The sequence below is a fragment of the Pseudoalteromonas sp. bablab_jr011 genome, assembly GCF_016464045.1.
In the GTDB taxonomy this organism is placed as follows: domain Bacteria; phylum Pseudomonadota; class Gammaproteobacteria; order Enterobacterales; family Alteromonadaceae; genus Pseudoalteromonas; species Pseudoalteromonas lipolytica.
The window spans coordinates 15005-28375 of sequence record NZ_JACDWU010000197.1 but is presented as its reverse complement, the minus strand read 5'-3'; the positions used below and the strand labels follow the sequence as shown (position 1 = coordinate 28375).

13 protein-coding genes are annotated in these 13371 nt (G+C 40.9%); 6 read left to right on the top strand and 7 right to left on the bottom strand.

Annotated features, from left to right (window positions below):
* Positions 1-49 precede the first annotated feature (49 nt).
* Positions 50-1546 (bottom strand): arylsulfatase, encoded by a 1497-nt coding sequence (locus JIG41_RS11840; protein WP_036972304.1) that lies wholly within the window; start codon positions 1544-1546, stop codon positions 50-52.
* A gap of 502 nt (positions 1547-2048) precedes the next feature.
* Between JIG41_RS11840 and JIG41_RS11835 the strand changes: the two genes are divergently transcribed.
* From JIG41_RS11835 to JIG41_RS11825, 3 genes are all read left to right on the top strand, one after another.
* Complete coding sequence (locus JIG41_RS11835) at positions 2049-2843, top strand: hypothetical protein (protein ID WP_199524796.1); 795 nt, start codon at positions 2049-2051, stop codon at positions 2841-2843.
* Positions 2844-2899: 56 nt separating this feature from the next.
* On the top strand, positions 2900-4069 hold the full coding sequence (locus JIG41_RS11830) for a BamA/TamA family outer membrane protein (protein ID WP_244887007.1): 1170 nt from the start codon (positions 2900-2902) through the stop codon (positions 4067-4069).
* Positions 4070-4196: 127 nt separating this feature from the next.
* A complete protein-coding gene (locus JIG41_RS11825) occupies positions 4197-4658 on the top strand; it encodes a hypothetical protein (protein ID WP_180311699.1) in 462 nt (153 codons plus the stop codon).
* Here JIG41_RS11825 and map read toward each other — a convergent pair.
* Entirely contained in the window at positions 4655-5446 is a 792-nt protein-coding gene (gene map / locus JIG41_RS11820; RefSeq protein WP_180311700.1) for a type I methionyl aminopeptidase, read from the bottom strand. The genes JIG41_RS11825 and map overlap by 4 nt on opposite strands.
* On the bottom strand, positions 5427-5645 hold the full coding sequence (locus tag JIG41_RS11815; protein ID WP_036972307.1) for a ParD-like family protein: 219 nt from the start codon (positions 5643-5645) through the stop codon (positions 5427-5429). Before JIG41_RS11815 ends, map begins: the two co-directional genes overlap by 20 nt.
* Positions 5646-5881: 236 nt before the next feature.
* On the opposite strand from JIG41_RS11815, the gene JIG41_RS11810 reads away from it, so the two are divergent.
* Positions 5882-6355, top strand: coding sequence for a hypothetical protein (locus JIG41_RS11810; protein WP_036972309.1), 474 nt, complete (start codon positions 5882-5884; stop codon positions 6353-6355).
* 446 nt (positions 6356-6801) lie between these two features.
* Here JIG41_RS11810 and JIG41_RS11805 read toward each other — a convergent pair whose 3' ends face one another.
* Positions 6802-7287, bottom strand: a complete 486-nt coding sequence (locus tag JIG41_RS11805; RefSeq protein WP_199524795.1) for an arsinothricin resistance N-acetyltransferase ArsN1 family B — start codon at positions 7285-7287, stop codon at positions 6802-6804.
* Between the two features lie 125 nt (positions 7288-7412).
* Complete coding sequence (locus tag JIG41_RS11800) at positions 7413-8933, bottom strand: aldehyde dehydrogenase family protein (RefSeq protein ID WP_036972313.1); 1521 nt, start codon at positions 8931-8933, stop codon at positions 7413-7415.
* A gap of 162 nt (positions 8934-9095) precedes the next feature.
* Here JIG41_RS11800 and JIG41_RS11795 point away from each other — a divergent pair, with 162 nt between their 5' ends.
* Entirely contained in the window at positions 9096-10004 is a 909-nt protein-coding gene (locus JIG41_RS11795) for an AraC family transcriptional regulator (RefSeq protein ID WP_036972314.1), read from the top strand.
* 1 nt (position 10005) lies between these two features.
* Here JIG41_RS11795 and JIG41_RS11790 read toward each other — a convergent pair whose 3' ends face one another.
* On the bottom strand, positions 10006-10668 hold the full coding sequence (locus JIG41_RS11790) for a YoaK family protein (protein WP_199524794.1): 663 nt from the start codon (positions 10666-10668) through the stop codon (positions 10006-10008).
* A gap of 128 nt (positions 10669-10796) precedes the next feature.
* Here JIG41_RS11790 and JIG41_RS11785 point away from each other — a divergent pair, with 128 nt between their 5' ends.
* Positions 10797-11828 (top strand): LacI family DNA-binding transcriptional regulator, encoded by a 1032-nt coding sequence (locus tag JIG41_RS11785; RefSeq protein WP_199524793.1) that lies wholly within the window; start codon positions 10797-10799, stop codon positions 11826-11828.
* Here JIG41_RS11785 and gtfA read toward each other — a convergent pair.
* Complete coding sequence (gene gtfA, locus JIG41_RS11780) at positions 11825-13297, bottom strand: sucrose phosphorylase (RefSeq protein ID WP_199524792.1); 1473 nt, start codon at positions 13295-13297, stop codon at positions 11825-11827. The two genes, JIG41_RS11785 and gtfA, sit on opposite strands and share 4 nt — an antisense overlap.
* Positions 13298-13371 lie beyond the last annotated feature (74 nt).

Below are 13371 nucleotides of genomic sequence, written 5' to 3'. Positions count from 1 at the left end.
CATAAAAAGGGCCTAAAAAGGCCCTATTTATTACAGACTCTGTTTGGCTTTAGTGGCCATAATTTAATGACTTCGCTTTTTCTATTGCTTCGTTTACATTCAGTGAGGCTGCTTCTTGGCGAGGCGGGAACTCAACAAACGTTTTTACATGCTCATTTAACTTGGCAATAATAGGTTGCAATAACCAACTCTTACGCATGATTTGGTGAAAACCCGTTACCCCGTCGTAATGCTCTAAAGGGTCTTTACGTAAGTTGAACAGTTTGGGCATACTGTGAGTGATCATATCATCGTAGTAAATCCCGGTTGGCTTCGTTGCAAAGTGCATTTTCCAAGGGCCAAAACGAACAGCAGTTAACTGCGACTCATAGTAATAGAAGAAAAAGTTACGCGCAGATTTATCAGCTTTACCAGTCCAGTAATCAAGGTTATTTTCTCCATCGATATAAACTTTATCTGATTTTTTCAGTTTCTCACGTAAGTTCTTCTCACCGAGCGCAGCGGCAATAGTCGGAAAAACATCTTCATGTGATGAAATACCGTTGAGCTTTAAGCCTTTCGGAATTTTGTTAGGCCAACGAACCAAAAATGGGACGCGAACACCCCCTTCCCAGGTTGTCATTTTTTCACCACGGAACGAGGTTGTGCCTGCATCAGGCCAACTTGATTGCTCTGGACCATTGTCACTGGTGTAAATAACAATGGTGTTATCTGCAATTTTTAGCTCATCCAGTTTGTCCAGCAGTTTGCCAACATGCCCATCATGCTCCATTAAACCACTACCAAAAATATCTTCTTCCGAGCTAATATCGGTTGCTAAATGACGGCTTTCTGGTTTTAAGTGCGTATAAACATGCATGCGGCTAGTGGCATGCCAAATAAAGAATGGTTTTTTAGCTTTAACAGCGCGTTCCATAAAATTGAGCGAACGCTCTAACACTTCTTCATCAAACGTTTCCATTCGTTTACGCGTCAGTGGTCCTGTATCCGTAATTTTACCATTAGCATATGACTCAATAACCCCTCGTGGCCCAAACTGTTTTATAAACTTCGGATCTTTAGGGTAATCAGCTTGTTCTGGCTCTTCAGAAACATTTAAATGATACAAGTTACCGTAAAACTCATCAAAGCCATGCTTAGTTGGTAAGTGTTCATCCAAATCGCCTAAATGATTTTTACCATACTGAGCAGTCATGTAACCACGGTCTTTTAAGAATTCAGCCAATGTAGGATCGGCTTCTTTAATTCCTAACGGGTTACCGGGCTGGCCTACCGTTGTTAAACCTGTACGAATTGGTAACTGACCCATTAAAAATGCCGCTCGCCCTGCTGTACAACTGGGTTGCGCATAATGATCTGTGAAAAGCGCACCCTCATTAGCAATTCGGTCGATGTTTGGGGTCGGGTAAGTCATACCATGCGAATATGCACTAAGCGAAATTGGGGCAACGTCATCAACCATAATGGCCAACACGTTTGGTTTATCTGCAGCAAGGCTTACGGTGGACACCAAGCTGCAAATAGCCGCCGCGAGTAGTTTTTTCATAAATCATCCTTTTTCATTGTTAATAACATCATAGTCTCATGATGAATCAACAATCAGTATAGATGAAAAAGCCACCATTTCTAGTTTCTAAATTAGGCAAACACGATTTAAATCAACTTTTCTTTTACCCACACAGCCCTTATTAATAAGTTGATTTTATTAACTTTTAAATATTTAGAAATGCCTATTCAGCAACCAAATAAGCAATCAAGTATGAAATGAAGGAGACAGCACAGTGGATATCGCTGCTAGCAGCCCTTATTTGTAAATTTATAAACGGCTAAACGTGCACTTAAGGCTCTGGTGTAGGCAGTGTGGTGAGGGGATTTTTTACTGGTTTTTTTACACTCTTTACATGAATAAATTGCCCTAAATTGATCTAGTCCATGCTTCGCTTGTAACCGACTAACTTTATCAGCTCGATTATTGAACTCATCGAGCAAATAGACTATAAGTACTTAAACTACCTATTTTTTATCTCTATTTTGTGTAAGGACAACACATGAACTCACAGTACTTTTCTGTTCTTTTATGCTCATTGAGTGTGCCACTTTGCGTGGTTGCTGCTGAAGAAAAAGCAGTACAGGATATGTCGGATCCACTCGCTGTATATACACAGGTGGGTATAGGTGCTACCAATAAAGGCCTTAACCTTAAAATTGGTCAAGCATACGACACCGGTATTGCAACTACCGCGGGAATGAATGTCATTGAAGTAAAAGGGATCTACGGAGATACATTCGGTTGGGACAGTGATAGCAAAACCACAGACTCAATCGATTCATTCCGTTTCCGTAATTTTTCTGTTGATTTAACCACCATGAGTGCCACTCAAATAGACGCAACCTATAACCTGAATGCGAATTTGGTTGCCGACGAAAGTATGGATATATCTTACAGCTATATTAAGGCACTCAAACCTATGGGACGTTTCTCGTTTTATCCATTAGCTGGGGTTGGTGCGTCGTTGGGTGAAAATGCACGTGAGGATGATGGCTCTCGAGACAGTGGCTACTCAATTATGGGAGCGTATGGGTTAATAGGTATGTACGCGAAAGTTACTATCTCCGACAAAATCTGGCTGAACTACAACCCCTTCTGGTTAACAACCATTGGAGGAAGTGATACCTACAAAGACCATTATTATGGCCTTGATCAAAGTCATATCCTAACCCACGAATTTGCTGCAAGTTACCAAATTAATCCACGCATGAATCTGCGGTATTTTGCAAACCGGAATGAAAATGTCGATTTCATGGACGGTGACCATCGCTTGGAGTTTAACTACCAGCTATAAAAACATTGATAATCGAACGCCAAGGAAGCAAAACACAAAACTGAGGTAAAAAAGAAGTGAGAAACGTTGTACTAATAAATTTAGCGGCTGCATGGTTCGTGAGTACCCATAGTGTTGCTTCCAGCTATGATGACTACGCGATAAAGCCAGCAGAAACGCAATTAAGTAATCAGCAACAAAAAGTGGATGAACCGATTTCTTTTTTACCTATTCCAACTTTTATTACAGAGCCTGCCGTCGGGCCTGGATTAGGTGTCGTTGGGCTATTTTTTCACGATAACGAAAAGAAGAAAAAAAAGCAGAAAAAAGAAGGGTCGACCTTGCCACAAAGCATCAGCTTAGTGGGTCTTATGGGCACAAAAAATGGCACCAAAGGAGCCGCTGTTGGGCATATTACCTTTTGGGATGAAGACCGTATTCGCTACCAAGGTATTATTGGTTGGGCGAGTATAAACCTCGACTTTTACACCTTTGATGAAATAAAACTACTCACACCACTTTCTCTCAATATTGAAGGCCCTGCCCTATTTCAAAATTTAAAACTTCGGTATCAAGACAGCAACTTTTTTTATGGCTTCAAACAAATTTACCGTCAGGTGGACATTAGCTTGGCAGAGAACCCCATTGAAGATTTTTTGCTTGAGAATGGCATCATCAAAGAACACCTTTCACTCGATGTAAATACTTCAGGTATTGGCCCCTTATTAGAGTACGATAGCCGAGATAACCCGCTTAACCCTGAGCGTGGCTTTAACTATAAAGCCGAGTACTTATATTTCGATGAGGCGATTGGCAGTAAAGTCGATTACACCAGTTTAAAATTAACCGCTCTTAATTACTGGCGTTATACCGATAAGTTTAACTTTGCATTACGTATGCAATACGATTCGGTTAATAACCGAGGCGAAAAACGCTTACCCGTATATATTCCACCCAGTATTAGTTTGCGCGGTGTATCGGCTACGCGTTACCAAGGACTTAATGTATTTGTCACTGAAGCAGAAGCCAGTTATAAGGTCACTCATAAAATAAAATTAAATGCATTTACGGGTATGGGTTGGGCTGCCGATAATTTTTCTGACTTATCAAAAGCAGACACCGTTAATACAGTAGGCGCGGGCTTTCGTTACTTAATTGACGAGCATTATGGTATCAGTATTGGCTTAGATGTAGCGCATGGCCCAGAACAAAATGCTATCTATATTCAGGCGGGTTCAACATGGTAGTTATACCTAATATTTAAATCTAACGTTTTAAAATTGTGCAATCACAAAGGTTGAAGTTGGATAATTAACTGCTACTATCAATAAACTAATAATAAATCAGTATATTCGTGTTTCAGGGATTGAATTTATGCGCAGCACAGCCTCGACCAAACATTTTCCGTATAAAAACTTTAAACCTCATGGATTAGTTGAGTTTTATCAACATCAGCACACGCTCTTTGCAACAGCGACTGGACCGTTTAACGAAGAAATTATCGACGCGCATTCATTTATTCAACAAGCCTACATTACTAAATTGATTGATACCTACGGAGGCTGGTATGAATTGGTTGAATTTGAAAACTCATGTATGGCAACACCGGGGGCACTTGAAAAACTGATGGTGTATTTATCAGAACTAAAACGTAAAGGTGTCGCCTCAAAAAAAACCGCGTTGGTGATTTCAGATGAACTTGAAGGCGCAAACCTGCTCCGAGAAACGTACCGCAACTTATATAAAAAAGCCGGAATGACAATGAGCATATTCAAATCAAAAACGGCTGCCTTAAATTGGTTATCCGAAGAGCCAACACCCGAAGTGTCGTTCTAACTTAGGCGATTTAAAAAGTGTTGCTCTTCTTCACGTAAGGTCAACACCTCCACACCAGCAGATGTCACCGCCAAAGTATGCTCCCACTGTGCAGAAAGTTTTTTATCGCGAGTAACAACCGTCCACCCATCGGGTTTGGTTTTTATTTTAGCCGTTCCCTGATTTATCATAGGTTCGATGGTGAAGGTCATACCTTCTTTAAGCACTAATCCGGTATTTTTTTTACCATAGTGGAGCACATCGGGTCCTTCATGCATTTCTTGCCCTATGCCATGTCCACAGTATTCTTTCACCACGCTATAGCCTTGTTGGCGAGCAAAATTTGCAATGGCGTTACCAATATCACCAAGCCGCACACCTGGTTTTACCATGTTGATTGCATGCCACAGCGCCTCTTGAGTTTTATTAACCAGACGCGTTGCCAGCGGTGAAACCGCCCCAATCATGTACATTTTACTGGAGTCTGCCAAAAAGCCATTTTTTTCAAGTGTGATATCTATATTGACGATATCTCCCTCTTTTAAAACGCACTTTTCATTAGGAAAACCATGACATACCACCTCGTTAACAGAGGCATTTAGCACATAAGGATAATCGTACTGGCCTTTGCTCGACGGCCTTGCCTGCAATTCATCAACAATATAGCGCTCAACAAGGTTATTAATTTGCATTGTGGTTACCCCCGCTTTGACATGAGGGTCTAAATACGCGAACACCTTGGCTAATAAGCGCCCCGATTCACGCATGAGCGCCAGCTCGTCCTGTGTTTTAATTACCACTTTTTTCATCGATTCCTTCCTTAACGGCAACATCCGCTAGCTGTAACTGTTCTTTAATAATGTCACTGTAGGTCATGGTTGGATTGAGCTCGGCTAACATACCTATTTTAATCCAGTACTCTGATTGCGAGTTTATTGAACGCACCATCGCCGTGCTTGCTTTACGGATTTCTTCATGCAGTTCATCACTAATTTTAACAATACCCATCACATCACCAATATATGAAACATATACGGATCGTATATTTAAAATATGAAATTGCAAGCGATATTTATTTCACCTTTAAATCAAACACACTCAAGTCGCTCGCCCTTTTACACAAACAGGCTATGAGTTAAAAAAATTCATCTATCAGGTTTATTTTAATCGTTTGTCGGTTTAGATGGATTACTCTAAAGTTAACTCATCAGCAAACGATGCTGCGATTAACGAGGAAACTAACCATGTTTAAACCACTTTTAAAACGACTTGCCCTTAGCTCATTACTTACTTGTTCAGCTTTCGCAATCGCTGATCAGAGTGACTATAAATTAATGGTTATCAATGACTCAGATTCATCGCAAGCCATTATGCAAGGCCAGTATGATGCTGTGTTAGCAAACACAACACAATCAACTGACTTAAATCGTCAATATGAACTTGCATTTAATCGTTGTGCAGCAAGCGTGAAGTCAAAGAACTTCAGTCACGCAGAATCACTTTGCACAGAAGCAATTGAGCTTCTTAACAAAAGCGAAGTACGCGGCTATAAGCGCCGTGAACTTACATCATTCGCTTTAAGTAACCGTGGTATTGCGCGCATTATGTCGAAAAACGACACGGCTGCTCTAGCAGATTTTTATGAAGCGGTGAAAATCTCAGGTAATGATTTAGTTAATCACAACCTAAACCGCGCTAAGCAAAACTTAGCTCTTTAACCGAATTGTTGTCACAAAAGCCTAGTTTGTGTGTTCTCTGGGCTTTTTTATACCGAGTCAGTGCATACGCGGTGACTCAACCATATTGTTGTCGAAAGCTTAGCTTGTGTGTTCTCTAAGCTTTTTTATTCCGGGTGACTGCACACGTGGTCACCCAACCATATTGTTGTCGAAAGCTTAGCTTGTGTGTTCTCTAAGCTTTTTTATTCCAGGTGACTGCACACGTGGTCACCCAACCATATTGTTGTCGAAAGCTTAGCTTGTGTGTTCTCTAAGCTTTTTTATTGTGAGTGACTGCACACGTGGTCACTCAACCATATTGTTGTCGAAAGCTTAGCTTGTGTGTTCTCTAAGCTTTTTTATACCGAGTCAGTGCATACGCGGTGACTCAACCATATTGTTGTCAAAAGCTTAGCTTGTGTGTTCGCTGGGCTTTTTTATGTCAGCTATAAAATAACCTGCCAATATGCAACATCAATCCAATCATCAAATTTCCTTCCAACTTGTTGAAAATTTGCAACCTTTTTCATACCAAACTTTTCGTGTAATGCAATACTGGCAGCATTAGGTAGTGCAATACCTGCCATAACAGCATGCAGATTACGCGTCTTTAAATGTGTGAAAAGTGCAGTGTAAAGTTGTGTACCCACTCCCTGTGCCTGACACTGCGCATCTAAATAAATCGAGACTTCAACGGAGTGTTGATATGCTTTACGCGCTTTCCACGGTGTTGCATAACAATAGCCAATGATCTTGCCGTTAACCTCAGCAACCAACCATGGTAAATGAGAATCAAGACTGGCCTGTATACGTTTTGCAATTTCGACCCCAGTAACCGGCTCAACTTCAAAGGTCACGGTGCTATTAAGAACATAAAAATTATAAATCTCAGCAATCGCTTCGCTATCATCTATTGTCGTATTTCTTATCATTATTAACTTACTCCCTGCTATTAATAATTGATTAATAGCAGAAAAAGCGCATTACAAATAGATGAAAAAACGCCACTAACTAAAAGTGGCGTTTGGGTAGTTTCGACAACAATAAGAAATTGCTTTTAAAAGAAGCCCAGTGGATTTTCACTGTAACTTACTAATAGATTTTTAGTTTGTTGGTAGTGGTCAAGCGCTAACTTATGTGTTTCGCGACCAATCCCTGACTTTTTATACCCACCAAATGCCGCATGTGCCGGGTACATGTGATAACAATTTGTCCAAACACGGCCAGCTTCAATCTTGCGGCCAAAATGATAAGCCCGGTTCATATTTCGACTCCAAACACCAGCTCCTAAACCAAATTCAGAACTATTGGCCAGCGCTAATGCTTCATCTTCATCTTTAAAAGTAGACATAGAAATCACTGGTCCAAAAATCTCCTCTTGGAATACACGCATATCATTGGTGCCTTTTAATAGCGTTGGCTGAATATAATAACCCCCGTTAAGCTCGTCTGATAACTGCTCTACTTCACCACCGGTAAGTACTTCGGCGCCTTCCTTTTTACCAATTTCAATATAGCTTAAAATTTTATCAAACTGCGCTTGTGATGCTTGCGCCCCTACCATGGTCTCGGTATCAAGCGGGTTACCCCGTTTAATTTGTAATGTGCGCGCCAGTACACGTTCAATAAATTGCTCGTAAATATCTTCTTGGATAAACAAACGTGATGGGCATGTACACACCTCACCTTGGTTAAAGTAAGCAAGTACAGCCCCTTCAATGGCTTTACTTAAAAATGCATCATCTTTGTCCATCACATCATTAAAGAAAATGTTGGGCGATTTACCACCGAGCTCTACAGTCGAAGGGATAATGTTCTCGGCGGCGCATTTTAAAATATGTGAACCAACAGGCGTTGATCCAGTAAAAGCAATTTTTGCAATGCGTGTGCTGGTTGCCAGCGCTTCACCCGCTTCTTTACCATAGCCATTCACTACATTTAATACACCTGCTGGTAATAAGTCACCAATCACTTCGAGCAAAACAAGGATTGATGCGGGTGTTTGCTCGGCAGGTTTTAAAACAACACAGTTGCCCGCTGCAAGTGCTGGAGCGAGTTTCCACGCAGCCATTAATAGTGGAAAGTTCCATGGAATAATCTGCCCGACAACCCCTAAAGGCTCATGAAAATGATACGCTACTGTGGTTTCGTCAATTTCACCAATTGATCCTTCTTGAGCACGCACACACCCCGCAAAATAACGAAAGTGATCCGCCGCCAGCGGAACATCTGCAGCAAGGGTTTCGCGAATAGCTTTACCATTATCCCACGTTTCAGCCACTGCGAGCATTTCGAGGTTTTGCTCAATACGGTCCGCAATTTTTAACAAAATATTACTACGCTCTGTCACCGATGTTGTGCCCCATGCTGCTTTTGCGTCGTGGGCTTTATCAAGTGCAAGTTCGATGTCTTCTTTACTTGAACGAGGTACTTTACAAAATACCTTACCGTTTACTGGGCTAATATTGTCAAAGTATTCACCGTTAACAGGGGCGACCCACTGCCCTCCAATATAGTTCTCATATTGCGCTTTAAAACTAACTTTGGCACCTTCACTGCCTGGATTTGCATAGATCATAATGTGTTCTCTCTTCAAATTGTTGTATTTTATTTAGGCGGTAGGTTATTGTTTATTTAACCGCTAACTAGTGAAGTTAGCCTAGTTCAACAAAACACATTTGATTCCCAGTCCAGATTTTTTGACTATTTGTCCAAATTTAAGGGAAAACACGAGGTAACAATGAACACATCACTAATCAACAGTCGCTTAGATAAAAAACGCCAACGTATTGATGTGCTAATTGAAAATAAGGTAAGTTTTGCCGGTGAGCATGCCGAATTAAGCATTTACGACACCTACCTTGATGCACAAAAAGTCGCGCTGCATTCCAGCGAACTATTATTTTGCGGCATGATCAGCGGTAAAAAAATTATGCATGTTGCCGACAGTGACTACCACAAAGAGTTTTTACCACACCAGTCGTTTGTACTAGCGCCAAAGCAAGGGGTATTAATTGATTTTCCAAACGCATCTCTTAATCAGCCTACGACCTGTTTAGCTATTGAAATTAGTACCGACAAAATTAGCCAAGTGGTTGATGCTTTGAATGTTGAGCAGCAAATTAGCCATGATGATTTTTTTCATTATGAGCCTAAGTTAGTCCATGCAGAGCACAACATTCAAACCCAACAACTACTCGAACGCATGATCAATTTATTTAGTGAAAATGAGCAGCACAGAGACTACTTAATCGATCTTTCACTGAATGAACTTATCACTCGACTATTACAACAACAAAGCCGTGATTTAATGATTGCGAGTTGCAAACAGGGCAAGCTTGCAACACCACTGAGCCATGTTATCCAGTATATTGAGCAACATTTAGCGCACACTATCGACATTGATGTACTGTGTAAAATTGCCTGTATGAGTCGCAGTAAATTTTATCAACAATTTAAGCTAGCCTTTGGCTCTACTCCCGCACTTTGGCAACAGCAACTGCGATTACAGAAGGCTTATAAACGCTTAGAAAAAGGTGAGTCTATTAGTAGTGTGTGTTATCAACTTGGTTTTAATAACCTTAGTCACTTTAGCAGGCTGTTTAAACAAACCTTTGGGGCAACACCTAAAAGCATTGCCAGTCATTAAGTTACTCTGTAATACGGTGCGAATATACTCGGTAAGTCACTGCCAACAAAATACAAATCGTACTCGGCACCAGCAAAGCTAAAAAGGCAAACTGGATAAAAAACCAGGCCCCTAAACAGCCGCCGATGATAAAACCTGCGATGATCAGCAAAAACAGTTTGGCTTTTCGTTTATCTAACGGCTCCCCCCGAAAAAAGCGCCCAAACATAATACCTAAATCAGTAAAAATTCCCGTAACATGGGTCGTACGAACAATAGCTCCACTGTAAGTGGTCGCTAGTGCGTTTTGCAAACCACACGCCGCCGAAGCCAAAAAGTGCCCATAGCCAGACCCCTCTGACAACAACCATAACGCTCCCAATAATAAAAAAGCTTCAATAAATAGCGCGGTGTCGTAATGACGCCCTAACTTTAATGCCGAGCTGTTCAGAAAAAAACCAGCAATGCATGATCCGACTAAAAAAGACACAAGCACGCCGAGCACATGTACAAGACCCAATACACTGCCCTTAATCATACCTACACCAAGTAAGGTCGCCGTACCCGATAAATGCGAGACTGCCTGATGTTCAAAACTAAGCAACCCAATCGCATTGACAAACCCCGCGACTAACGCAAGGATCAATGCGCCAACTTCTACCCATTTTGGTAATTTTGAAATCAAACCTCATCACCTTCGTAAACAAAAAGTCAGTTAATCTGTATGTTACGCTTATTTTTATCGTTAAAAACACTTTTTTTCGGGTCTTTCTATGGTAATTTACTGATAAGTAAATCGATTAAGTTGCCACCATGTCAAAACCTAAAAGCTGGACCTTAAAAAGTATTGCCAATGAATTAGGGGTTTCAAATGCCACCGTATCAAATGCGTTTAATCGTCCAGATCAACTGTCGAAAGCACGCCGAGAAGAAATCTTAGCAGCGTGTAAAAAACTCGGGTATTTCGGGCCAAATAAAGCTGCGCAATCATTGCGCCGTGGCACCTTTAATATTGTTGCCTTAGTGCTACCTGATAGCGTTGAGTATATGGTGTCAGATCCAGTGGCGAGTAGTTTTATGCGCGGTGTGTCATCGGTACTCGAGAAAAATGGCATTAACTTGCTGTTATTTTCTGGCAACAGCGACAACCTTAACAGCGTCGCTGACTTTGTTGACGGCTTTATTTGTTATGGTAGACCCCGAAATAAACAGCTAGTCGAACAGTTAAAAAAAGTACCAAAACATGTCGTTACTGTAGACTTTGACATTGGCCGTGAAGCGTCGGTCAATGTGAATAATCAACAAGCAAGTTTTGATATTGCCATGCATGCCCTCGAAAATAGTGATGATCGGGTGGCAATTTTAGGGCTTAGACTCCTTAATGATAATGTGTTGTGCCGAGTATATGAACATCACGAGTTTGAAGCAGGGCAATCTATCGCACACCAACGTTTGCGGGGTTATCACCAAGCGATTAACGAAGCGGGCGTCACACTCAGCGATGATAGAACGTGGAATATTCCTGAAAGCAGTGAACGCTTCGCCAGTATTGCAGCTAAAGAGGCATTAAGCAGCACTCCCCGACCTAATGTCTTATTATGCATGAGTGATTTAATTGCTTTAGCAGCCATGCGTGAGGCTATCAAAATGGGACTTTCTATTCCAAACGATGTCAGAATTGTCGGGTTTGATGGTATTGATGAAGGCCAGCGATTTGTGCCAAAACTCACAACAATACATCAAAATAGCGAAGAAAAAGGCCGCTTAGCAGCGACCTTATTTTTATCAAAAGAACAGCAAGTAGCGCAGATTGACTACCAGCTGCAAATAGGCCAAAGCGGTTAAGCGATAAAGTCAGCCAGAGAAATTAAAACTTGCTCATTATCATGCTGATCAATAATGAGCACTTCTCGGCTGGCAAAATTCACTTTAAGTTCAATTGAACTATTATCTTTATGCCAGTTTAAACAGCAACTAGTGCCTTCGCCTTTAACATTAAACTCACCATTAAATGCAGGATGTTCGTTACGCAGCTTAATCAGTTTGATCAGTCCGTTAACAACCGGTTTAGCAAGTGCTTTATCAATATCAGCCGCGCTCAGATATGGGCGATTAATATCACGGCCTACATTGGTGTTAGCCAATAAATCCATGTCATTTTCACACGCAAATAATCCGCCATAGTAAACCTGTGGAATACCCGGCGCAAAAAACTGTATGGCACGTGCGAGTAAATAATCAAAATCGTCTGCGCCAAGTGCGTTGTAATAAGTACAATTCACTTGATACAAGTCAACATTACTTGCAGCCGCACCGGTTGCTAAGCGACTTTGACCCTTGCTTTTTTCATGTATCGTTTCAACAAGATTATCAATTTGTTCAGCATCTAATAGCCCTGGCTTTTCACCCATTGGACCCGCATCAATAATGCCAATACCGTCATGTGTATCAAGCACGGTTAAACAATTACGCGGTGAAATAGCCAACCAGTCTACGAGTGCATCAGCGTTGTTACTGAATAAACTATGTAAAATCAAAGGTGGAAGAGCAAAGTCATATACCATATTGACACGTTTAGCGACTTCAACCTGTGTTTGATAATGGCTGTGGATTTCAGCAATGGTTTCCATGCCTAAATCATTTGCCTGAGCAGACAACTTGTCTAAATAAGCAAACGTTTCATCGAGCATAAAGCAGTTTGTGCCAGCTTGTTTAATTGCATAGCCTGCAGCGTCTAAACGAATGATATTGACGTTGTTTTCTGAAAACTTAGTTAATACATTATTTAAGTATTCAATACCTGCTAATGACTTAACATTTATATCAATTTGGTTATCGGTAAACGTGGTCCAAAAGTCATACGTATTACCGTCACCACACTTAATAGGTGTGAAACAGCTACCAGGGCGTGGACGATAAATGGCTTTTTGTTCTGTTTCAGACATTCCATTTGGGAAAACATCGTCTTTGGTTAAGAACAAATCCCAAAATTCAGACTCTTTGCCTTTCGCTAATACATCTTTAAATTGATATGACTGAGCAGACACATGATTGACGATTAGGTCAGCCATTAAGTCATAATTTGCACCTAATGCTTGAATGTCTTGCCAACTGCCAAGGCGTGAATCCACTTCACTATGATCAATGGGATCAAAACCAGCATCACTGCCGTCAATCGGGTTATAAAATGGCAATAAGTGTACACCTGCAAACACATCTTTAAGTGGGCCATTTAATAAATTACTTAATTCATCAATACCTTGACCAGTAATCCGGTCTGCGTAGGTGATTAATTGCACTTTATTGTTGATCATAATTGTTAATACCAAGTTGAAACTTAATCGATTAAGTTATATCTTTAACCACGACAGCAAATTATTCAAGCAGT